General features: G+C 64.8%; 20 protein-coding genes. 16 read left to right on the top strand and 4 right to left on the bottom strand.

What is annotated here, in order from left to right; genetic code table 11:
- The first annotated feature begins 18 nt into the window (after window positions 1-18).
- From A6V37_RS28225 to A6V37_RS28205, 5 genes are all read left to right on the top strand, one after another.
- Window positions 19-1,308 carry an MFS transporter gene (locus A6V37_RS28225; protein ID WP_064286529.1) on the top strand — a complete coding sequence of 430 codons (1,290 nt, stop codon included), beginning with the start codon at window positions 19-21 and terminating at the stop codon, window positions 1,306-1,308.
- 4 nt (window positions 1,309-1,312) lie between these two features.
- Window positions 1,313-2,290 carry a 2-hydroxyacid dehydrogenase gene (locus A6V37_RS28220; protein ID WP_064268193.1) on the top strand — a complete coding sequence of 326 codons (978 nt, stop codon included), beginning with the start codon at window positions 1,313-1,315 and terminating at the stop codon, window positions 2,288-2,290.
- A 43-nt stretch (window positions 2,291-2,333) separates the two neighbouring features.
- On the top strand, window positions 2,334-3,422 hold the full coding sequence (locus A6V37_RS28215; protein WP_064286532.1) for a LacI family DNA-binding transcriptional regulator: 1,089 nt from the start codon (window positions 2,334-2,336) through the stop codon (window positions 3,420-3,422).
- A gap of 93 nt (window positions 3,423-3,515) precedes the next feature.
- Window positions 3,516-4,346 (top strand): YhfC family intramembrane metalloprotease, encoded by an 831-nt coding sequence (locus A6V37_RS28210; protein WP_064268192.1) that lies wholly within the window; start codon window positions 3,516-3,518, stop codon window positions 4,344-4,346.
- Window positions 4,347-4,504: 158 nt separating this feature from the next.
- Window positions 4,505-4,870: a DUF3022 domain-containing protein gene (locus A6V37_RS28205; RefSeq protein ID WP_064268191.1), complete on the top strand. Its 366-nt coding sequence runs from the start codon at window positions 4,505-4,507 to the stop codon at window positions 4,868-4,870.
- A 20-nt stretch (window positions 4,871-4,890) separates the two neighbouring features.
- Here A6V37_RS28205 and A6V37_RS28200 read toward each other — a convergent pair whose 3' ends face one another.
- Window positions 4,891-5,328, bottom strand: a complete 438-nt coding sequence (locus tag A6V37_RS28200) for a PGDYG domain-containing protein (RefSeq protein WP_064286528.1) — start codon at window positions 5,326-5,328, stop codon at window positions 4,891-4,893.
- A gap of 185 nt (window positions 5,329-5,513) precedes the next feature.
- Window positions 5,514-6,029 (bottom strand): Spy/CpxP family protein refolding chaperone, encoded by a 516-nt coding sequence (locus A6V37_RS28195; protein WP_064268189.1) that lies wholly within the window; start codon window positions 6,027-6,029, stop codon window positions 5,514-5,516.
- Window positions 6,030-6,343: 314 nt separating this feature from the next.
- Between A6V37_RS28195 and A6V37_RS28190 the strand changes: the two genes are divergently transcribed.
- Entirely contained in the window at window positions 6,344-6,802 is a 459-nt protein-coding gene (locus tag A6V37_RS28190) for an Lrp/AsnC family transcriptional regulator (protein WP_064268188.1), read from the top strand.
- 233 nt (window positions 6,803-7,035) lie between these two features.
- Complete coding sequence (locus A6V37_RS28185) at window positions 7,036-8,133, top strand: saccharopine dehydrogenase family protein (RefSeq protein WP_064286527.1); 1,098 nt, start codon at window positions 7,036-7,038, stop codon at window positions 8,131-8,133.
- Between the two features lie 145 nt (window positions 8,134-8,278).
- Here A6V37_RS28185 and A6V37_RS28180 read toward each other — a convergent pair whose 3' ends face one another.
- Window positions 8,279-8,899: a P-loop nucleotide/nucleoside kinase family protein gene (locus A6V37_RS28180; protein ID WP_064268186.1), complete on the bottom strand. Its 621-nt coding sequence runs from the start codon at window positions 8,897-8,899 to the stop codon at window positions 8,279-8,281.
- Window positions 8,896-9,051 carry a cytochrome bd-I oxidase subunit CydX gene (cydX, locus tag A6V37_RS28175; RefSeq protein WP_064286526.1) on the bottom strand — a complete coding sequence of 52 codons (156 nt, stop codon included), beginning with the start codon at window positions 9,049-9,051 and terminating at the stop codon, window positions 8,896-8,898. Before cydX ends, A6V37_RS28180 begins: the two co-directional genes overlap by 4 nt.
- A gap of 285 nt (window positions 9,052-9,336) precedes the next feature.
- Here cydX and A6V37_RS28170 point away from each other — a divergent pair, with 285 nt between their 5' ends.
- The 9 genes from A6V37_RS28170 to A6V37_RS28125 all read left to right on the top strand — a co-directional run bounded on the left by A6V37_RS28170 (window position 9,337) and on the right by A6V37_RS28125 (window position 20,803).
- Window positions 9,337-9,834, top strand: a complete 498-nt coding sequence (locus A6V37_RS28170) for a hypothetical protein (protein WP_064268184.1) — start codon at window positions 9,337-9,339, stop codon at window positions 9,832-9,834.
- Window positions 9,835-10,016: 182 nt separating this feature from the next.
- Complete coding sequence (gene corA, locus A6V37_RS28165) at window positions 10,017-10,994, top strand: magnesium/cobalt transporter CorA (protein ID WP_064268183.1); 978 nt, start codon at window positions 10,017-10,019, stop codon at window positions 10,992-10,994.
- Between the two features lie 430 nt (window positions 10,995-11,424).
- On the top strand, window positions 11,425-12,387 hold the full coding sequence (locus A6V37_RS28155) for a sugar ABC transporter substrate-binding protein (protein ID WP_064268181.1): 963 nt from the start codon (window positions 11,425-11,427) through the stop codon (window positions 12,385-12,387).
- A gap of 303 nt (window positions 12,388-12,690) precedes the next feature.
- On the top strand, window positions 12,691-14,286 hold the full coding sequence (locus A6V37_RS28150; RefSeq protein ID WP_064268180.1) for a sugar ABC transporter ATP-binding protein: 1,596 nt from the start codon (window positions 12,691-12,693) through the stop codon (window positions 14,284-14,286).
- The gene (locus tag A6V37_RS28145; RefSeq protein ID WP_064268179.1) at window positions 14,283-15,326 is read left to right on the top strand and encodes an ABC transporter permease; all 1,044 of its coding nucleotides are present in this window, start codon (window positions 14,283-14,285) and stop codon (window positions 15,324-15,326) included. Before A6V37_RS28150 ends, A6V37_RS28145 begins: the two co-directional genes overlap by 4 nt.
- Before the next feature lie 167 nt (window positions 15,327-15,493).
- Window positions 15,494-16,534, top strand: coding sequence for a LacI family DNA-binding transcriptional regulator (locus A6V37_RS28140; protein WP_064268178.1), 1,041 nt, complete (start codon window positions 15,494-15,496; stop codon window positions 16,532-16,534).
- A gap of 68 nt (window positions 16,535-16,602) precedes the next feature.
- Window positions 16,603-17,532, top strand: a complete 930-nt coding sequence (gene rbsK, locus A6V37_RS28135) for a ribokinase (RefSeq protein WP_064286525.1) — start codon at window positions 16,603-16,605, stop codon at window positions 17,530-17,532.
- Window positions 17,533-17,958: 426 nt separating this feature from the next.
- Window positions 17,959-19,746, top strand: a complete 1,788-nt coding sequence (locus A6V37_RS28130) for a methyl-accepting chemotaxis protein (RefSeq protein WP_064286524.1) — start codon at window positions 17,959-17,961, stop codon at window positions 19,744-19,746.
- Window positions 19,747-20,041: 295 nt separating this feature from the next.
- Window positions 20,042-20,803, top strand: coding sequence for a 2-keto-4-pentenoate hydratase (locus A6V37_RS28125; RefSeq protein ID WP_064268175.1), 762 nt, complete (start codon window positions 20,042-20,044; stop codon window positions 20,801-20,803).
- Window positions 20,804-21,181 lie beyond the last annotated feature (378 nt).

Raw genomic sequence — 21,181 nt, 5'->3', positions numbered from 1 at the left:
TCGTAAAAGGAGACCCCCATGACCTCATCGCTTGCGATTCGCCGCTGGTGGACGATCATGCCGATCGTATTCATCACGTACAGCCTCGCTTATCTGGACCGCGCGAACTACGGCTTCGCGTCGGCCGCCGGCATCAACCAGGATCTCGGCATCAGCAAGGGATTGTCGTCGCTGATCGGCGCGCTGTTCTTTCTCGGCTATTTCTTCTTCCAGATTCCCGGCGCGATCTACGCGGAGCGGCGCAGCGTCAAGAAGCTGGTGTTCTGGAGCCTGATTCTGTGGGGCGGCTGCGCGGCGCTGACCGGCATGGTCAGCAATATCCCGTCGCTGATGGTGATCCGCTTCGTGCTCGGCGTGGTCGAAGCCGCGGTGATGCCGGCCATGCTGATCTTCATCAGCAACTGGTTCACGAAGAGCGAGCGCTCGCGTGCCAATACGTTCCTGATTCTCGGCAACCCGGTGACGGTGCTGTGGATGTCGGTGGTGTCGGGCTATCTGGTGCATTCGTTCGGCTGGCGCCACATGTTCATTGCCGAAGGCGTGCCCGCGATCCTGTGGGCCGTGTGCTGGTGGTTCATCGTCAAGGACAAGCCGCAGCAGGTGACGTGGCTCACCCAGCAGCAAAAGGACGATCTCGCCGACACGCTGCGCGCCGAACAGGCGGCGATCAAGCCGGTGCGCAACTACAGCGAGGCGTTTCGCACGCCCGCGGTGATCAAGCTGTGCGCGCAATATTTCTGCTGGAGCATCGGTGTGTATGGTTTCGTGCTGTGGCTGCCGTCGATCCTGAAGAACGGTTCGTCGCTCGGGATGGTCGAAACCGGCTGGCTTTCTGCATTGCCGTATCTGGCCGCGACCATCGCGATGCTTGCAGCTTCATGGGCATCGGATAAACTCAACCGCCGCAAGGTATTCGTGTGGCCGTTCCTGCTGGCCGGCGCGGTCGCGTTCGCGGCGTCATACGCGCTCGGCTCCACGCACTTCTGGCTCTCGTATGCGCTGCTGGTGATTGCCGGCGCCGCGATGTACGCGCCGTACGGCCCGTTCTTCGCGATCGTGCCGGAACTGTTGCCTAAGAACGTGGCGGGTGGCGCCATGGCGCTGATCAACAGCATGGGCGCGCTCGGTTCGTTCGTCGGCTCATATGTGGTCGGCTATCTGAACGGCGCGACCGGATCGCCCGCGTCCTCGTATGCATTCATGAGCGTGGCGCTCGTCGCCGCGGTGATTCTGACGCTGATCGTCAAGCCGCAGCAGCAGACGTCGAACAGCGCACCTACGCTCGCTACTCCGTTGCAAGGAAAATAAGCTGATGAAGAAGATCGTCGCCTGGAAGTCGTTGCCCGACGACGTGCTCGCGTATCTGCAACAGCACGCGCAGGTCGTGCAGATCGACCCGGCGCGCAACGACGAGTTCGTGGCCGCGCTGCGCGACGCGGACGGCGGCATCGGTGCGAGCGTAAAGATCACGCCTGCGATGCTCGAAGGGGCGACGCGGCTCAAGGCGCTGTCGACCATCTCGGTGGGCTTCGATCAGTTCAACGTCGCCGATCTCACGCGCCGCGGCATTGTGCTCGCGCATACGCCGGACGTGCTCACCGAGTCCACCGCCGATACAGTGTTCTCGCTGATTCTGGCTTCGGCACGCCGGGTGGTCGAACTCGCCGAATGGGTGAAGGCGGGGCACTGGCAGCACAGCATCGGGCCGGCGCAATTCGGCGTCGACGTGCAGGGCAAGACGCTCGGCATTGTCGGGCTGGGACGCATTGGCGGTGCGGTGGCGCGGCGTGCGGCGCTCGGCTTCAACATGAAGGTGCTCTATACGAACCGCAGTGCGAATCCACAGGCTGAACAGGCTTACGGCGCACGGCGCGTCGAGCTGGCGGAACTGCTCGAGAGCGCCGACTTCGTCTGTCTGCAGGTACCGCTCACGCCGGAAACGAAACATCTGATCGGCGCGGCCGAACTCCGTTCGATGAAGCAGAGCGCGATCCTGATCAACGCGTCGCGCGGCGCGACCGTCGATGAACCGGCGCTGATCGAGGCGCTGCAAAACGGGACGATTCGCGGCGCCGGGCTCGACGTGTTCGCGGCCGAGCCGCTGCCGGCCGACTCGCCGCTGCTGAAGCTGGCGAACGTGGTCGCGCTGCCGCATATCGGTTCGGCGACGCACGAAACCCGTCATGCGATGGCGCGCAACGCGGCGGAAAATCTCGTTGCCGCACTCGACGGCACGCTGGTCACCAACATCGTCAATCGCGAAGTGCTTGCGGTGCGAGGCGCTCAGTGAAATCATCGACGGGCCAATCGACCCACCACGCTACGAGAATCCGATGAGCACGACGCCGCAGACCACGCCGCGCCGCGCGACGATCACCGACGTCGCGCGCGAAGCCGGCACGGGCAAGACCAGCATCTCGCGCTATCTGAACGGCGAGATGAGCGTGCTGTCGGCTGAATTGCGCGCGCGCATCGAAGCCGCTATCGCGCGGCTCGACTATCAGCCCAACCAGATGGCACGTGGGCTCAAGCGCGGCCGCAACCGGTTGATCGGCATGCTGGTTGCCGACCTGACGAATCCGTACACGGTCGAAGTGCTGCAAGGCGTGGAAGCGGCATGTCACGCGCTCGGCCTGATGCCGCTCATCTGCCATGCGGCGAACGAAGTCGAAATGGAGCGGCGCTATCTGCAACTGCTCACCACGTACCGGGTGGAAGGCGTGATCGTCAACGCGCTCGGCGTGCGTGAGGAAACGCTGCGGCCGGTGGGCGGCGTCGGGATTCCGGCGGTGCTGGTCGACCGGTCGGTGGATGGCCTCGTCACCGATATGGTCGGGCTGGACAACCACGCGGCGGCCGAGCTCGGCACGCGGCATCTGCTGGACAATGGGTTCGACGACATCTGGTTCGTCGTGCAGCCTTTCGAGCAGGTCAGCTCGCGGCGGCTGCGCGAAGCGGCGTTTCGCGAGGCCATGAGTGCGCAGGACCGCCGCGGCGAACAGCACGCCGCACGTGGCCACACAGTGGTGCTGGACCTTTCGGACATGGTTGAGATGGAGCGCACCCTTGCCGAACTGGACCGCGCGATCGACGCGGCTCACAACGTGCGCGGCGGGACCGGAGCGGCGGGGCATGGCGGACGTGTTGCGCTGTTCGCGGCCAACGCGCCGGTCGCGTTGCGCCTCGCGCTGCATCTGAAAACGCGCTACGGCGACGACTGGCAGACGCGCGTCGCTCTGCTCTCCATCGACGATCCCGACTGGGCCGAATTGACCGGCATCACGACGATTCGCCAGCCGACTTACGAGATCGGCTACCGTGCGGTCGAGTTTCTGCACGAACGCATCGAAGGCGTTCAGACGGCCGCGCGCGACTGCCTGCTGCCGGGCGAATTGATCGTGCGCGCGTCGACCTTGCGCTGATGCTGCGTTGAGATTGCGCTGACTTCGCGCTGATCTGCGATCATGCGGGCTGCGGCGCGCAGCGGGTGCGCGCCGGTCATCGCAAGGAAACTCATGGTTGTTGCACCGCTTACCCTCGCCAGCCTGTCTCTCGCGACGCTGCTGGTCGCCGCTTTGCCCTTTCTGATCTACCGCCGTTTGCGCAGGCTGCTCGCGCTTCAGCCGCGCGACGCCATCGCCGGGATTGCGGTGTTCGCGCTGTTCGCCATGGTGATCGAGCGCGCGCTGAACGACTACGTGTTCCATCGCAACGAAGCGACCTCGGCCTTTCTGTCGAACCCGCTCGTTTTCGTGGTGTATGGCGCACTGATCGCGGGCATCTGCGAGGAAGTGGGGCGGTTCATCGCCATGCGGCTGATGCTCAGGCGCGCGGCGGCGAAATCCGGCGCCGCGCCGCAAGCGGCGGGCAAGGGCGCTGTCGCAACGGATGGCGCCGGGCTGACCTACGGCCTCGGCCACGGCGGCGCGGAAGCCTGGCTCGTCGGCGTGCTGGTGCAGATTCAATGGATCCTGTTCGCGGTGTTTGAAAACCGCGGTCAACTGGATGGGTATCTGGGCAATCTGCCGCCCGAATCGATCATGCGCATTCATCTGATACTCGCCAGCCTGAGCCCGCAGACAGCGGGCATTTTCGCGCTCGAGCGGGTGGCCGCGCTGGTGTTCCAGATCGGCTTGTCGGTGCTGATGTGGCGTGGCGTGCGGGCCGGCTGGCGCGGGATCCTGCCGCTCGCGATTGTTCTGCATGCGCTGGTGGATGTGCCGGCCGCCATGTTCCAGGCGCAACTCGTGCCGCTCGCGGCCGTGGATGCGGTCTATGCTGTCGGCGCGGTGGTCGTCGCGGGGCTGTTGTTCAGGGCGTTCAAGCGTCCCGCGGTGGCTGCTTGACGGCCGCTTGACGGCCTGCTTGTCGGCTTGTTCGCCGGCCGTTTATCGGCCGCTGACTGACTATTTTTAATGCCCCGCTACAGCGCGAGCCGCGCTGTAGCGCCCGTCGTTGTCTACAATCGGCCTGTTTTCAGTCCGATTTCTTTTTGACACACCCCATGGAAGCCTACCAATACGACTGCGCGAATCCCGAGTTCGAAGAACTGGCGCGGGTCATCAGCGATCTGTTCCCCGAGCAGACACAGTTCGTCCAGCGCGCCGCGGAAGACGGCACGCCGACGCTGGCAATTCATTGGGTGGCGATGCGCTTCGGCGCGGCGGCGCGCCGCATCGTGATGACGGTGGTGATCGCGCCGGCCGCGCTCGCGCGTTACCGCGCGTTGCCGGTGCGGCTGCGCGGCCGCAGTTTCGCGGTGCTGCGCGCGTTTGTCGAAGCGAGCATCGGCTCGCTCGAAGAGATGTATGCGAACGGCGAAGCCGTGCCGCGCGATGTCACCGTGGACCTCGGCGACGAGTTCGCCTGACTCTGTTCAGTCAGTGGGGCTCAGTCCGCGAACCGGTAGACCTTCGCGAAACGCGCGGCCTGCACCACGCCATAGTCGCCGGGTGCGTATTGCATGATCCAGTCGCCGCCGGCGCCGCGCAGCACGTCGCCGCCGTTGGCCGAGCGTGCGAGCGTGAACGCTTCATGCATCTGTTTGGCCAGCACGACGGCGGGGCGGTTGCGGTATGCGCCCGCTTCCCCGTGCACGCCGGCTGAGTCGGCGGGGACGTACTTGGCGTCGAAACGTTCGCGCGAGACGACCCAGCGGTCGCCAGTCGATCCGGTGATCAGCGCGTCGCCGCGCACATAGCGGTTCGGGCCTTCGAGGCTCATCAGCTCGCCTTCGGCGGCGGCAAATGCCACGCTGACCGTTTCGTCCTTGACGACACGGCGGGCATTGGCATCTTGAGTCAGATCGAGATTCTTGAGTTCGGTCATGAAGCGGGCAGGAATGGAGAGGTTGACTGCGGCACCCGGACTCTGTGTCGCCGGGTCTCGCTTACGACCTGCATCATGCCAGATGTCTCATGCGAGATGCATCTGGCGGCCGGCTTCTTTTGTGATCGGCGCGCAGCGCCGGCAACCCACAACCCACGCTGCGCCCAATCGGCGGCTGACGGCTTTTACTGCGCGTCGCTTGCCGGTGCTGCCGCTGCCGCGGCGTCCTTGCTCTTGCCCTTGCCTTTGCCGTGGTGGCCATGCCCTTCGCCGCCCGGCTGATGGAAGGTCGCATCAGCCAGCTTCTTCTGCTCCGGCGAGAAGCTGTTGTAGAGCGGATCGAAGGCATCGACCAGCTTCTTCATGCCGTCCGCGTGGGCTTGTGCGATCGTCGCGTACTGCTTCATGTCGTCGAGCGCTGACACGTTGGTGGCAGCCCGGCGTTGCTGGAACAACTGGCCCATCGTCTCGCCGTTGCTGCGCATCACCTCGGCAAACGCGTTCCATTGCGTTTCCTGTGCCGAGGTGATCTTCAGTTGCGTGTGCAGATAGGCAATCCGGTCTTCGACATTGCGTTCGTGGCCTGCCTTGGCGGCGGGTGCCGAAGCGGCGCTCACCGGTGCCGAAGCCGGCGCGGAAGTTTGTGCGAATGCGCCGCTCATGGCGACTGCGGTGGCCAGCATTACCAGTGCTTTTTTCATCGAAACTCCTGATGTCTATTCGAATTGGGACAAGGCGTGCGAACGAGCGGCCCGTCATGCGCCAGGCATGACGGCCGGCTGCCCACGTTGCCGTCGACGCTATTAGTATCACGATATCCGCGCAATGCGGCTTTCATGCGACAAACGCTTACAACCGAAACGAACCGGAAATAGCGTGTAGATAAATGTGTCAGCTTGTGACTCTTTGTCGCGGCGATCGCGCGGGGCAGGCTGACGAACGCTTCGACATTTCGCCGCTCGCGTTTGAAGACGCGCGATAATTCGCCTTACTCGATCCACTTCACTCTTCCTCGATGAGACCTCCGCGCCTCGACCAACTCGACGACCTCGACCGCAACCTTGTGGCGCTCCTGCAAGCCAACGCTCGCGAGAGCGTCGCCAATCTCGCGCGCCAGCTGGACGTGGCGCGCACCACCGTGATCGCGCGAATCGCGCGGCTCGAACGCAGCAACGTGATCGCCGGCTATAGCGTGCGGCTCGGCCAGGACGTGCTCGACTCCAGCATCGTGGCTTACGTCGGCATCATCATCGCGCCGAAGTATGGGCCGGCCGTGCAGAAACGCCTCGGCAAGATGCCCGAGGTGCAGCTGCTGTGCGCGGTGAGCGGCGAGTTCGACTATGTGGCGTGGCTGCGTGCCGATTCGCCCGACCGCCTCAACGATCTGCTCGATGAGATCGGCGGTCTGGAAGGCGTGGAGCGGACCACGACTTCGATCATTCTCGCGCGCAAAATTGACCGCGGCACGGTGTGACGGAGCGCTGTTTACGCCGCGCCGTTTACGCCATTTTGACGACTATTCGACATATCGACTGATATGTTCGTCATAACGTCGAACTTCATGGTCATAGCGCAGCATTTTGCGCGTATGAACTGGTTTTGCTTCTCCCTAAACTGTTGCTCAAGGGTTCAGCCCGCCGGGCGCGGCGCTTAGGCGCCGCGCACTTCACAAGCTGGAGACAGCATACAGATAATATGGAGAAGCGCATGAAAGTAGCCATTGTTGGCGCAGGTTTGATCGGTCACACCATCGCCCACATGTTGCGCGAAACCGGCGACTACGACGTCGTCGCATTCGACCGCGACCAGCACGCGCTCGACAAGCTCGCCGCCCAGGGCATTCCGACCCGCCGCGTGGATTCCGCCGATGCCGCCGCGCTGCGCGCCGCCGTGCAAGGCTTCGATGCGCTCATCAACGCGTTGCCGTACTACCTCGCGGTGAACGTGGCGTCGGCAGCCAAGGGCGCCGGCGTGCATTACTTCGATCTGACCGAGGACGTGCGCGCCACCCACGCGATCCGCGCGATCGCCGAGCACGCAGAGCACGCTTTCATGCCGCAGTGCGGTCTCGCGCCGGGCTTCATCGGCATCGCCGCGCACGAGCTGGCGAACCGCTTCACGGAAATCCGCGACGTCAAGATGCGCGTGGGCGCGCTGCCCGAATTCCCGACCAACGCGCTGAAGTACAACCTGACCTGGAGCGTCGACGGACTGATCAACGAGTACTGCCAGCCGTGTGAAGCGATCCGCGACAGCCGCACGCAGTGGGTGCAGCCGCTCGAAGGCCTCGAACATTTTTCGCTCGACGGCACCGAGTACGAAGCCTTCAATACGTCCGGCGGCCTCGGCACATTGTGTGAAACGCTGTCGGGCCGGGTCGAGTCGCTCGACTACAAGTCGGTGCGCTACCCGGGTCACCGCAACCTGATGCAGTTCCTGCTCGAAGACCTGCGCCTTGCCAGCGACCGCGACACGCTGAAGACCATCATGCGCCGTTCGGTGCCGTCGACCGCGCAAGACGTGGTGCTGGTGTTCATCACGGTGAGCGGCATGCGTGACGGTCAGCTGGTTCAGGAAGTCTTCACCCGCAAGATTTTCGCGAAGACGGTGTGCGGCGTGCCGATGAGCGCGATCCAGATCACCACGGCCGGCGCCATGTGCGCGGTGCTCGATCTGTTCCGCGAGCAGAAGCTGCCGCAACGCGGCTTTGTGCGTCAGGAGCAGGTGTCGCTGCGCGACTTCCTCGCGAACCGTTTCGGCCAGTTGTATGAAGGGCAGTCGCTGGACGCGATGGCCACGGTGTAAGGGCACGGCGCCGAGGGCCGTGCGGCAAGGCGAGGGCTGCGGCGGACTGTCCGCCGCGAGCCCGCCAGGAAAGCCCCGCAGAGGGCTGAGCCAAACCAACAGAACGCTCCGTCTTGACGGGGCGTTTTCATTTTGAACGCGGCCGCTAGACGGGCATCGGCGGCATTATCGATACCTGAGCCTGCGCTTCGCCCACGAGGCGCGCGAGCAATGCCTGGTAGTCCGCCGGCGTGGGCGCGGTATTGTCGAACATCAACAGATCGGCGCAGCTATCGCCGCTGGGCACGAAGCGGCGCTGCCGGTATTCGTCCCAGTGCGCGAGCTTGTAGGCGTCGTTCGGATTGGCGCGATCGACGATCCGCTGGTGCGCCGTCTCTTCCGTCGTATAGACCCAGACGACCCGCAATTCCACGTCCGCTCCCACACCCAGCCACGCGCGGTCGAACAGACGCCGCGCGCGTACTTCGCGCGAGAGCGGTCCGACCACCAGCGCGCTGATGCCGAGTTCGAGGTTGTCCCGTGCGGTATCGAGCAGGCCGCGATACTCGGGATCGCGCAGATGCTGCAGGAACAGCGGGCTGTCGCGGTCGTTCGGGTCGCCGGTCAGCATGCCCATGGCGGCCGCGCTGTAGCCGCCGTACAGCGTGTCCTTGTCGAGCAGGCAGAAGGGTGTGGCGCTTGCCTGCATCAGCGGGCCGATCAGTTTTTTGGCGAGGGTCGTCTTGCCCGTGCCCGCGTGGCCGCAGAAGAAAACCAGATAGGTCATGAAGGCGTGGCACCTGGCGGGGTGGGGGTGACGGGGGCGGCACCGGCTTGCGGGTCACGCGCAAACTTGCCGCCGGCCTCCAGCCACATCACGTTGATGATGCCGAAGCCCATCGCCACGCCGATGCCGAGAATCCACGTGAAATACCACATTGCAGTCTCCTGGTTCGTAGTCGGAACATGCACGCAATCGCCTTGCAACGATCATGAAGAAGAACGCGGCGCCATGCAAGGGGGGAGGATAGGCCGTTTGGCCAGGCTGGCGGAACGACCGGGCGTTGCTATCATGCATGGCAGTGGGTGGGTTTGAGTAGCGAGCGTGCGCATTGAGCATGAGCAGCGAGCTGGAGCAATCAGGATGGCAAAGCATCGTCCGGAGCGCCTTTGAGAACCAGCGGGACCACAATCAACGAAACGAAACAGTACGGGAGAACCGGCATGCCGACGCGCCTCGATTGCCATTGCCAAGCCGCGCTTGCTGCCTCGATCACCGCTTCAATCAAGCGGTTCAGGCGGGTCAGCCTGTCCACGCTTGCCGCGCTATGCATGGGTGCGCTTGCCGGTTGCGCCGCCACGCCCGCCGAGCCGGTTCCTTTCAAGCTGGTAGCCGCCGAGCGTATCGTCCAACCCGGCTACACCCAGGCAGGGGATGGGCTCGTCGCGGTGGATGTCCGGCGTGAACGTTCGCGCGACGTGATCGTTCGTTTCCGCGACGCCTTGGTCTATGTCGACGGCGTGCAGGTCACGGACCTGATGAACGGCGAGCATGTGGTCTTTTATCTGAGTCCTGGCGTGCATCGCATCGGCGTGTCCACGCAGTTCGATCCGGTCGTCGAAATGCGCTTCACGGTAACGGCGGACCCGCGCTACACGAACCGTGCGTCGGTCACGTTCGGTGACGATCACCGCATCGCGTTGAACCGGGTTGCCCAATAGCGCCTCGTCAGGCGCAGGCGTTCCAGCGTGGGCCCGCGAGCGCGTTGACAAATGGATACATGAGGGTCACGCGCAGCCCTTAACATGGCGGCTAACGCTAACTTGTCCATGCGGACCTGGTGCTCGCCTGACACATCGTGCAAGGCAGGGCGCGTCCGTTTCCGTTTCAAGGTAATCCAAACATGCTGATCAATTGCGCCGCTTATCAGGACGGCCGGAAGCTGGCCGACATCGATATCGAAAGTATTAGCGACTACGTGGCGCGGCCCGAGTGCTTCGTCTGGGTCGCGCTGAAAGACCCGGGGCCGAGCGAGCTGGCCGTGATGAAGCACGAATTCGGCCTGCACGAACTCGCGATCGAGGACGCGCAGAACGGCCACCAGCGTCCCAAGATCGAGGAGTACGGCGAGTCGCTGTTCGCCGTGATGCACACGGTGGAAATGGACGAAGAGGGCGAACTGCTGGTCGGCGAAGTCGACGTGTTCGTGGGGCGCAACTACGTGCTGTCCGTGCGGCGCGGCACTCGCACCGGTTTTCAGAACGTGCGCGAACGCTGCGAGCGTGAGCCGCAGCTGCTCAAGAAGGGCTCGGCGTTCGTGCTATACGCGCTCGCCGATGACATCGTCGATCGCTATTTCCCGGTCATCGACGCGATGAACGTCGAGATCGAGGCGCTCGAAGACCGTATTTTCGAGCGCAACAATTCGGCGGCCTCGCGCGAGATCATTCAGGACCTGTATTCGCTGAAGCGCCGCCTCGTGATCCTGCAGCACCATATCTCGCCGTTGCAGGAAGCCATCGGCAAACTGACGGGCGGCCGGATCCCGAGCATTTGCGACGGCATGCAGGCGTACTTTCGCGACGTCTACGACCACCTGGCGCGCATCGTCAAGATCATCGACGGCCGCCGCGAAATGGTCGTCACCGCCGTGCAGGTCAACCTCGGCATGATTTCGCTGGCGGAGAGCGAGGTGACCAAACGGCTCGGTTCATTCGCGGCCCTGTTCGCGGTGCCGACCATGATTGCCGGCATCTACGGGATGAATTTTCAGAGCATCCCCGAACTCCATTACCAGTACGGCTATCCGATCTGCCTGGCGGTGATGTTCAGCGTCGACGTCCTGCTGTTCTGGCGCTTCCGCAAGGCCGGCTGGCTTTGAGCGGCAAGCGGGGCGGCGTGGCGCACGCTGCCTCGCCCTGAACGGCCCCGGCCCCGGCCACTCAGGCCAAAACCTGCCCGCACACCCACCTCCCGCCAGGCACCGCGTGTTCTTCCTGCTTGCACGGCGCGCAATAAAGGGCCAGCATAAGCGGCCCGTTGGCCTCGGATCTTGCGGCCGGCGGCAAATCCGCCACGCACGGACAGAGCGAGGGACACTTGCCACACGCTGCCTGCCGGCGCGCCAACCCGGCGCGCCGGTTCGAATCGATCGAACGCAACGCATCGCCGCACATTCTGCGCGTCGATGCACTGCAACACGACGAATCGTTGACATTCTGAGCAGACAACGCTGAGAATAGGCCTCGCAAACGTTTGCGCGCTACAAAAAATACGGCTCGATCGCGAGCCTGACAAACCTGGAGATATGCATGAGCCATCGCATTCGCCGCCGCATACTGGCGGCCGCAGTCCTCGCCACCGCTACCGTTGCCTTGCCGTTTTCCTCGGCTTACGCGCAAACGGCCCCCGCGCATAAGCCGAAGGTGGCGCTGGTGATGAAGTCGCTTGCCAACGAGTTCTTCCTCACCATGGAAAACGGTGCGAAGGACTACCAGAAGCACAATCCCGGCCAATTCGATCTGATCACCAACGGCATCAAGGACGAGACGGACACCGCCAACCAGATTCGCATCGTCGAGCAGATGATCGTCTCGAAGGTCGACGCGATCGTGCTGGCGCCTGCTGATTCGAAGGCGCTCGTGCCGGTGGTCAAGAAGGCGGTGGACGCGGGCATCATCGTCGTGAATATCGACAACCGGCTCGACCCGGACGTGCTCAAGTCGAAAGACCTGAACGTGCCGTTCGTCGGCCCGGATAACCGCAAGGGCGCGCAGAAGGTCGGCGATTATCTGGCCAAGAAGCTGAAGGCGGGCGACGAGGTCGGCATCATCGAAGGTGTGTCCACCACCACCAACGCGCAGCAGCGCACCGCGGGCTTCAAGGACGCGATGCAGACCGTCGGCGCCAAGGTCGTCTCGGTGCAGTCGGGCGAGTGGGAAATCGACAAGGGCAATGCGGTAGCCTCGGCCATGCTCAACGAGTACCCGAACCTGAAGGCGCTGCTCGCCGGCAACGACAACATGGCGATCGGCGCGGTTTCGGCCGTGCGCGCGGCGGGCAAGCAGGGCAAGGTGTACGTGGTCGGCTACGACAACATCAACGCCATCAAGCCGATGCTCAAGGACGGCCGCGTGCTCGCCACCGCGGATCAATACGCCGCCAAGCAGGCCGTGTTCGGTATCGACACCGCGTTGAAGGCGCTCAGCGACCACAAGAAGCAGACGGATCTGTCCGGCGTGGTGGAGACGCCGTGCGATCTGGTGACGAAGTGAGCGCCGCCGGGTTGCACCCGGCGTAAGCCCCAAGGCACGCGGGTTCGCTGACGCCGCTTCATGCCTGATGCATGAGATGCGAGGGCGGGCCCGCTCCAATTCAACAAACGCTCAAGAAAACTGCCGCGCCGCCGTTAATTCCAGAGGTAAGCGTCATGACGGTGGCTGCGCGGCGGGAGGGTGCGTGGCCGTTAGCGCCCGCGCATTCCGCGTATTGGGCCGGCATGACACGAGGCGGCCGGCAGCGGCTTCATGCGGACGGATCGCATGAAGCCAACCCGGCGCCCCGGAACCAGGATTCCGATGGATTCAACCGACCACCACGCCGTACCTGCCGTACTGTCTGTCAGCGGCATCGGTAAGACCTACGCCGAACCGGTGCTCGCCGACGTTTCCCTGTCGCTGCGCGCCGGCGAGGTATTGGCGTTGACCGGCGAGAACGGCGCGGGCAAGAGCACGCTGTCGAAAATCATCGGTGGGCTGGTCGATCCGACCACCGGCACGATGCAGCTGGGCGGCGAGTCTTACGCGCCGTCGAGCCGTACCGAAGCCGAGGCGCTCGGCGTGCGCATGGTGATGCAGGAGCTGAATCTGCTGCCGACCTTGTCGGTCGCCGAGAATCTGTTCCTGAATCGCTTGCCGCGGGCCGGTGCGTTCAGCTTCGGCTGGATCGACCGGCGCAAGCTGCGTGAAGACGCGCGCCATGCGATGGCGCAGGTGGGCCTCGACGCCATCGATCCGGATACGCTGGTGGGCGAGCTCGGCATCGGCCATCAGCAGATGGTGGAGATCGCGCGCAACCTGATCGACGACTGCCGCGTGCTGATTCTCGACGAGCCGACCGCGATGCTGACCGCGCGCGAGGTCGATCTGCTGTTCGAACAGATCGACCGGTTGAAAGCGCGCGGCGTGGCGCTGATCTATATCTCGCACCGGCTCGAGGAGCTGGCGCGGGTGGCCGAGCAGATCGCGGTGTTGCGCGACGGCCGGCTGGTGCACGTCAACGCCATGGCCAATTTGACCAGCGACCAGATTGTCACGTGGATGGTCGGCCGTGAACTCGGCGAGCGGATCGATCTGGGCGTGCGCAATATCGGCGCGCCGCTCCTGAAGGTGGACCGGCTCACGCGCGGCAAGGCGGTGCGCGAGGTGTCGTTCGAAGTGCGCGCGGGCGAGATTTTCGGCATCAGCGGACTGATCGGCGCGGGCCGCACCGAGCTGATGCGGCTGATCTACGGCGCCGATCAGAAAGACAGTGGCAGCGTTGCGCTGGCTGCGACCCCGGGTGCGGCGCCCGTGCCGGTGCACATCGCCTCGCCCTCGGACGCGGTGCGCGCCGGCATCGCGCTGATCACCGAGGACCGCAAGGGCGAAGGCCTGCTGCTGCCGCAGCCGATCGCGGCCAACGTGTCGCTCGGCAATATCGGCAGCGTGGCGCGGCACGGCGTCGTCGATGCGAAGCGCGAGAACGCGCTGGCGCAAAAGCAGATCGACGCGATGCGGATCCGCAGCTCGGGGCCTGGGCAGATTGTCGGCGAGCTGTCGGGCGGCAACCAGCAGAAGGTCGTGATCGGCCGCTGGCTGGCGCGCGACTGCCGCGTGCTGTTATTCGACGAACCTACGCGCGGCATCGACGTCGGCGCGAAGTTCGATATTTATGGGCTGATGGGCGCGCTGGCTCGTGAAGGGCGCGCGCTCGTCGTGGTGTCGAGCGACCTGCGTGAGCTCATGCTGATCTGCGACCGGATCGGCGTGATGTCCGCAGGCAGCATGACCGGGGTATTCGAGCGTGACAGCTGGTCGCAGGACGCGTTGCTGGCGGCGGCTTTTGCCGGCTACCGCAGCCGCGAAGCGCTGTTGCACACCCATGACACCAGTGAAGCAGGGAGTCTGTCATGAACGAACAATCGTTGCGTGAAGCCGCGAGCCGCAAAGAGGGCGCACCCGAGCTCACGCCGCCGGCCGACCCGTCGGCGGCACTCGCGAGCGGCAAACCCGCCGGCACGCGGCTCGGTTTTTCGAATTACCTGGGGCTTGCCGGTGCGCTGCTGGCGATGATCGTGCTGTTTTCGCTGCTGAGCTCGCACTTCCTCACGTACGACACGTTCAGCACGATCGCCAACCAGATTCCCGATCTGGTGGTGATGTCGGTGGGCATGACCTTCGTGCTGATCATCGCCGGGATCGACCTGTCGGTGGGGTCGGTGCTGGCGCTGGGCGCGTCGGTGGTGAGCGTGGCGGCGCTGAAGTGGGGCTGGGGGCCGCTGCCGTCGGCGCTGCTGGGTGTCGCGGCGGCCGCGTTGTGCGGCACTATCACCGGCGCGGTCACGGTGGGCTGGCGGATTCCGTCGTTCATCGTCTCGCTGGGTGTGCTCGAAGCGGCGCGCGGTCTCGCGTATCAGATGACGAATTCGCGCACCGCCTATATCGGCGACGCCTTCGACTTTCTGTCGAACCCGATCGCGCTCGGCATCTCGCCGGCGTTTCTGATCGCGGTGGCGGTGATGGTGATCGCGCAACTGGTGCTGACGCGCACGGTGTTCGGCCGCTATCTGGTCGGCATCGGCACCAACGAGGAGGCGGTGCGGCTCGCGGGCGTCAATCCGCGGCCCTACAAGGTCATCGTGTTTGCGCTGATGGGCGCGCTCGCGGGGCTGGCTGCGCTGTTCCAGATCTCGCGTCTGGAAGCGGCCGATCCGAATGCGGGTGTGGGCGTGGAGCTGCAGGTGATCGCGGCCGTGGTGATCGGCGGCACCAGCCTGATGGGCGGGCGCGGTTCGGTCATCAGCACGTTTTTCGGCGTGTTGATTATTTCGGTGCTGGCGGCCGGCCTCGCGCAGATCGGCGCGAACGAGCCGACCAAGCGCATGATCACCGGCGCGGTGATCGTGGTGGCGGTGGTGCTGGATACGTATCGCAGCCGCCGCAAGCGTGCCTGATCCGCGGCCGGCATGGCAGGCGACGGATTCACGCGAGGCGGGCAGTCAAGGTTTGATGAGCGGTAAGGTAGTGGTGGTCACGGGTTGGGTCCGTCTTCGGTGAAGGCGTCCGGTAGGTTGCCAGATGGCGCGGCCGGCGGTGAAAACAGGCAGGAGAGCAACAGGTTATGGCGACGATCAAGGATGTAGCGGCCGCGGCAGGTGTCTCGTTCACGACGGTATCGCACGTGGTGAACAACTCACGGCCGGTATCGGCCGACGTGCGCGCGAAGGTCGAACACGCGATCCGTCAGCTTCACTATGTGCCGTCGGCGGTAGCCCGCTCATTGAAGGCGCGCGCGACAGCGACGATCGGACTGGTGGTGCCGAACAGCACGAACCCGTATTTCGCGGAGCTGGCGCGCGGCATCGAGGATGGTTGCTCGCGCAACGGCTACTGTGTGTTCTTCTGCAATTCCGACGACGATCCCGCCAAGCAGCGTAACTATCTGCGCGTGCTGCAGGAAAAGCGTATCGACGGGCTGATCGTCGCATCCGCCGGCGACGACGCCGTGCTCGCGCAAACCCTCGCCGATTCGCGCGAGCCGCTGGTGATTGTCGACCGCAATATCGAAGGCCTGAACGCGGACCTGGTGCAGATCGACCACGAGAAGGGCGCGTATCTCGCCACCCGTCATTTGCTGGAGCTGGGGCATGTGCGGATCGGCTGCATCACCGGGCCGGTTCAGACGGCGGTCAGCGCGATGCGGGTGCACGGTTTTATCCGCGCGATGACCGAGCGCGGTATCGAGATTCCGCCGGACGCGATCGTGGAAAGCGACTTTTCCGGTACCGGCGGCCACCGCGCGGCGGGGCAGTTGTTCGACACGGTCAAGCCGTCGGCGATTTTTGCCGGCAACGACATGATGGGCATCGGCGCGCTGCGCGCAGCGGCCGAGCGCAATATCAGCGTGCCGCGCGACTGTTCGATTATCGGGTTCGACGATATCGAACTCGGACGCTTCACCTATCCGGCGCTCTCGACGGTCGGGCAATCGGTGCGCGCGCTCGGCGATATGGCCGCGCAGACGCTGATCGATCGCATTGCCGGGGCGTCGCCGGACAGTCCGCGTGCGCCTGGCCGCCGGCGCGTGGTGTCGCCGCGGCTGATCGTGCGCGAATCCACCGCGACCTGGGCCGGCGCGGCCAAACACAATCTGGCCGCATGAATTGACGACATGCGACCACGTGCGTGGATGCGCTCCACGCCGCGGTCCGAGCATTTGAGGAGAAGGGATTGGCAAGCAACGCAACGCGTTCGCGCGTGACGGTGGTCGGTAGTCTGAACATGGATCTCGTGGTGCGCGCGCCGCGTCTGCCGCAGCCCGGCGAAACGCTGGCCGGGCAGACGTTTGCCCAGGTGGCGGGCGGCAAAGGCGGCAACCAGGCGGTAGCGGCTGCCCGGCTCGGCGCGCAGGTGTCGATGCTCGGCTGTGTCGGCGCGGACGGTAACGGTGCGCAGTTGCGCGCCGGACTCGAGGCAGAAGGAATCGACTGCGCGGCGCTCGAAACCGGCCGGCAAGCAACAGGCGTCGCGCTGATCGTCGTCGACGACGCGAGCCAGAACGCGATTGTGATCGTGGCGGGCAGCAACGGCGAAGTCACACCAGAGACAATTGCGCGCCACGAGGCCGCGCTGGCCGCCGCGCACGTGGTGATCTGCCAGCTCGAAACGCCGCCGGACGCGGTACGTGCGGCGCTGGCCACGGCGCGGCGTCTGGACAGAACGGTTATCCTGAATCCTGCCCCCGCCACCGGCCCATTGCCCGGCGACTGGCTGCCGCTGATCGACTATCTGATTCCGAATGAACTCGAAGCCGCCACGCTGACCGGTTTGCCGGTCGACTCGCCCGAGGACGCCGCGAAGGCGGCCGCGGCGCTACGCGCCGCCGGTGCGCGCAACGTGCTGGTGACGCTCGGTCCGCGCGGTGTCTACGTGATGCTCGAGGGCGCAGCAGGTGTGCTGTATGACGCGCCGCGGGTGAAGGCCGTCGACACCACGGCGGCAGGCGACACGTTTATCGGCGGCTTTGCCGCGCAGCTCGCTCAGGGCGCGAGCGTCGATGCGGCGATCCGCTTTGCGCAACGTGCCGCGGCGTTGTCGGTGACGCGCGCCGGCGCGCAGCCTTCGATTCCCACCCGCGCCGAACTGGACGCATCGGCCTGATCCTGCGCGCCATGTAAACACGGCGGCGCGTGCCGCCGGTCTAGATAGCGCGCCCGACACCCCATCACCACACCGGCCGCCTGTTCGAAGCGCGGACGCTCCCACCGCACGAATCAAAGCAGCGCATCCTTCTTTAGCGCCGCGCCCGCCGCCGTATTCCCCCCAACGGCGCGCCGTCCCCATCGTTTCCCTCTCCACGCCCAACCGTGGGCATGACCCGCCGCGCCTGAGTCGTTAGCTGGTTGTAATTTCTACTAAAAGCTTACATCGTCTTTCTTCATACCATATAAAACCTTCAAGAACACAGAGGCGAGGCCGTAAACACGACTATTAGAACGCCGCTTCAAAAAGCGCCAACACGCAGACGCCACACGTTATCTCGCGCTGCGGCAGCAGCCTTTCATTTTGTCTAGCACAGGAACAAGCATGTTGAACAAAGGCATCACGATCAAGGCACGGATAGGCCTCACGATGGCTTTTCTGGCCGCGCTGCTGGTCGCCATCTGCGTCTTTGGTTTGTTTGGGATGAGCCGTTCGAACGACGCTTATCAGGACACTTTCACGAACGCCATGCCGAGCGCGGTGGATATTGGCGACGCCGAACTCTACGCGGCGCGCGAGCGGCTCGCGCTGGACCGGGCAGCGTTCATGATCGGCACGCCGGAGGCGCCGTCGGTGCTCGAACGCGCACGCATGATGCGCGCCAACTCCGATATGTGGTGGAAGAAATATATGGACCTGCCGCGCGACGCGGAGGAAGACCGCCTCGCCCAGGACGTCGTCGCCAAACGCGACGCGTTGCATCAGCAACTGGACACGTTTGCGGCAGTCATCGCGGTGAACGACCAGTCCAAAGTGATCGACAATTCGAAGCGCCTGCAGGTTTCGTACAACGATCTGGCCACAGCCGACGAAGCACTGGCCAAGTTCCAGTTCACCTCGGCGAAAGCAGGCTACGACTCCGCGGAAAGCAGTTTTGAAGTATTCCGCATGATCGGCGCGGGTGCATTGGTGATCGGCGTGCTGGCCGCGGTGATCTCGTACCTGACGCTCAGCCGCGCAATCGCCCGGCCGCTCGGCGAAGCCCTCGGCCACTTCGAAGCAATTTCGGCAGGCGATCTGCGCCGCCCGGTCGTCGTGACCTCGCGTGACGAAATGGGGCAGGTGCTCGAAGGCATCGCCAAAATGCAGCGCAGCCTCACCGAAACGGTGCGTACCGTGCGCAGCGGCAGTGAATCGATTGCGACCGCCACGCGCCAGATCGCGGCCGGCAATATCGATCTGTCCTCGCGGACCGAAGAGCAGGCGTCGGCGTTGCAGGAAACCGCGTCGAGCATGGAAGAGCTGACCGGCACGGTCAAGCAGAACGCCGACAACGCCCGCCAGGCCAGCTCGCTGGCGGCCAATGCGTCGGAGATCGCCAACAAGGGCAGCGCGGTGGTCGGCCAGGTGGTCGGCACGATGGGCGACATCAACCAGAGCTCGGCAAAGATCGCCGACATCATTTCGATCATCGAAGGCATTGCGTTCCAGACCAACATCCTGGCCCTGAATGCGGCCGTGGAAGCGGCACGGGCCGGCGAAGAAGGGCGCGGTTTCGCGGTCGTGGCGGGCGAGGTGCGCAGCCTCGCGCAGCGCTCGTCGGCCGCGGCGAAGGAAATCAAGGAGCTGATCGACACCTCGGTCGAGCGGGTCCAGTCGGGCTCGGCGCTGGTCGACGAGGCGGGCCGCACCATGACCGAAATCATTGGCGCGGTGCAGCGCGTGACCGACATCATGGGCGAGATCGCTGCCGCTTCGGAAGAGCAGAGCAGCGGCATCGATCAGGTGGCGCGAGCCGTCACGCAGATGGACGAGGTCACGCAGCAAAATGCCGCGCTGGTCGAAGAAGCGGCGGCCGCCGCGTCCTCGCTCGAAGACCAGGCCGGCAAGCTGCGCACCGCGGTCGCCGTGTTCCAGCTGGAAGAGGGCGGCTCTCATGCGCCTGTGCACGCGTCCGTGAGCAGCGCGCCGAAGCGCGTGAGCACCCCCGCGCGTGGCAAAGCCGCGCGCCACGTATTCCATAGCGCCGCTGCGCAGCCCGCGCCGCAAGCCGCCGCCGCGCCCAAAGTGCCGGCCGCCACGGCACAGCCCGCTGCCGCGCCGGCCCGCGCGCCGGCCAAAGCTATGGCGACGGCTGGCGCCGGCAGCGACCAGGATTGGGAAACGTTCTAAGCCCGGTTCTAACCCATGTTCTAACCCGGTTTGCGTTGCAACATCCATTCCCGGCGGCGCAGCAGACTGAACGCCGCCGCCGCGGATACCGCCTTACGCCAAAAGACCGCGATTGCGCCCGCATTCGCGGTCTTTTTTTATGATGTGTGCATTAACTCGCGCTGGCGATGCAAGTTGACACCCGGCCGGCCTCATGATCCGGTACATTGACGGACGCTGCCAGGGCTCAGCGGCCTACCTCTGACGGCATCCACGCCCCCGTAACCGCTCAATGCGCCAGCCACAAAGGACCGACATGACGCCACACGACCTCGCGCACCGCCTCGTCGAGGCACGCCGGCTGCATCGCCCGATCGATGCGCCCGCCCCCGACAGCCTGCCGCCGGATGCGGCAACCGCGTACGCGATCCAGCAGGCGGTGATCGCCGGCCTCGGCGACTCGACCGGCGCCTGGAAAGTCGGCGCCAAAACGCCGGGTGGCGCCGCCTCGGGCGCGCCGATTCCTGCCTCGCTGGTGCTGCAGTCGCCGGCGCGCATCGCGCACGCGGGCTTCTTCCGGGTGCTGGTGGAACTGGAGATTGCGTTCCGCTTCGCCGAGGCGATCGAACCGCGCGGGCGTGCCTACGCGCGCGACGAAGTGCTCTCGAAGGTCGGCGTCGTGCTGCCGGCCATCGAGATCGTAGATAGCCGCTTCGCCGAGTGGCCGAATGTCGCGCCGCTTGCGCAGCTGGCCGACGCGCAGAACAACGGCGCGCTGATGACGGGGCATCCGGTGGCCTATGCGGGGCTCGCGCGCGGCTTCGACTTCGTTTCGCCCGAACTGGAACTGAGCTTCGACGGTGAATCGCTGATACCCGAAGCTACCGGCAATCCGGCCGGCGATCCGCGTGAACTGCTGGTGTGGTTCGTCAACCACTGCGCCGCCATGGGCATCACCATCGAGCCGGAATGGACGCTCACCACCGGTTCGTACGTTGGCGCTCACAGTGTGAACAAACCGGGCATCGTGCGTGGCCATATCGACGGCCTCGGCGAAGTGGAGATTGAACTGACCTGAGCAAGACGGCTATCGGTCATGGCGCCGCATGGCGACGCACGTCACCGGGCTCTGCGGCTTTAGCACGCCTCATTCGAACGGCTGCCTGCGGGCGGCCGTTTTACATTCATCGCATCTGTGAAGGCGGCTTTGCCGTATACACCTATTGAAGCAATGTCGGGCGTCGCCGTCATCCAGTTATGACCGCGGCAAACCCTGCTATCGATGAGGTTAATGCAGTGGCGATGCATGCGTGATGCTTGTAACGGCGCATTACACGGGTACGAGATGACGCGGAACAAAATCGTTCACGCGTTGACGAACTGGTGCAGCAGTTGCGAACGCAGCGCGCTTCAGGCCCGCATTGCGCGTCAACATGTAACAGGCGTTGGCTCGTGT

It is taken from the genome of Paraburkholderia ginsengiterrae (assembly GCF_001645125.1).
Classification (GTDB): Bacteria; Pseudomonadota; Gammaproteobacteria; order Burkholderiales; family Burkholderiaceae; genus Paraburkholderia; species Paraburkholderia ginsengiterrae.
This window is presented reverse-complemented; position numbering and strand designations above follow the sequence as displayed.

Bases quoted from the DNA above. Each gene is read 5' to 3' on its own strand.
- A6V37_RS28225 (WP_064286529.1), top strand. From the start codon at position 19: ATGACCTCATCGCTTGCGATTCGCCGCTGGTGGACGATCATGCCGATC.
- A6V37_RS28220 (WP_064268193.1), top strand. From the start codon at position 1,313: ATGAAGAAGATCGTCGCCTGGAAGTCGTTGCCCGACGACGTGCTCGCG.
- A6V37_RS28215 (WP_064286532.1), top strand. From the start codon at position 2,334: ATGAGCACGACGCCGCAGACCACGCCGCGCCGCGCGACGATCACCGAC.
- A6V37_RS28210 (WP_064268192.1), top strand. From the start codon at position 3,516: ATGGTTGTTGCACCGCTTACCCTCGCCAGCCTGTCTCTCGCGACGCTG.
- A6V37_RS28205 (WP_064268191.1), top strand. From the start codon at position 4,505: ATGGAAGCCTACCAATACGACTGCGCGAATCCCGAGTTCGAAGAACTG.
- A6V37_RS28200 (WP_064286528.1), bottom strand. From the start codon at position 5,328: ATGACCGAACTCAAGAATCTCGATCTGACTCAAGATGCCAATGCCCGC.
- A6V37_RS28195 (WP_064268189.1), bottom strand. From the start codon at position 6,029: ATGAAAAAAGCACTGGTAATGCTGGCCACCGCAGTCGCCATGAGCGGC.
- A6V37_RS28190 (WP_064268188.1), top strand. From the start codon at position 6,344: ATGAGACCTCCGCGCCTCGACCAACTCGACGACCTCGACCGCAACCTT.
- A6V37_RS28185 (WP_064286527.1), top strand. From the start codon at position 7,036: ATGAAAGTAGCCATTGTTGGCGCAGGTTTGATCGGTCACACCATCGCC.
- A6V37_RS28180 (WP_064268186.1), bottom strand. From the start codon at position 8,899: ATGACCTATCTGGTTTTCTTCTGCGGCCACGCGGGCACGGGCAAGACG.
- cydX (WP_064286526.1), bottom strand. From the start codon at position 9,051: ATGTGGTATTTCACGTGGATTCTCGGCATCGGCGTGGCGATGGGCTTC.
- A6V37_RS28170 (WP_064268184.1), top strand. From the start codon at position 9,337: ATGCCGACGCGCCTCGATTGCCATTGCCAAGCCGCGCTTGCTGCCTCG.
- corA (WP_064268183.1), top strand. From the start codon at position 10,017: ATGCTGATCAATTGCGCCGCTTATCAGGACGGCCGGAAGCTGGCCGAC.
- A6V37_RS28155 (WP_064268181.1), top strand. From the start codon at position 11,425: ATGAGCCATCGCATTCGCCGCCGCATACTGGCGGCCGCAGTCCTCGCC.
- A6V37_RS28150 (WP_064268180.1), top strand. From the start codon at position 12,691: ATGGATTCAACCGACCACCACGCCGTACCTGCCGTACTGTCTGTCAGC.
- A6V37_RS28145 (WP_064268179.1), top strand. From the start codon at position 14,283: ATGAACGAACAATCGTTGCGTGAAGCCGCGAGCCGCAAAGAGGGCGCA.
- A6V37_RS28140 (WP_064268178.1), top strand. From the start codon at position 15,494: ATGGCGACGATCAAGGATGTAGCGGCCGCGGCAGGTGTCTCGTTCACG.
- A6V37_RS28130 (WP_064286524.1), top strand. From the start codon at position 17,959: ATGTTGAACAAAGGCATCACGATCAAGGCACGGATAGGCCTCACGATG.
- A6V37_RS28125 (WP_064268175.1), top strand. From the start codon at position 20,042: ATGACGCCACACGACCTCGCGCACCGCCTCGTCGAGGCACGCCGGCTG.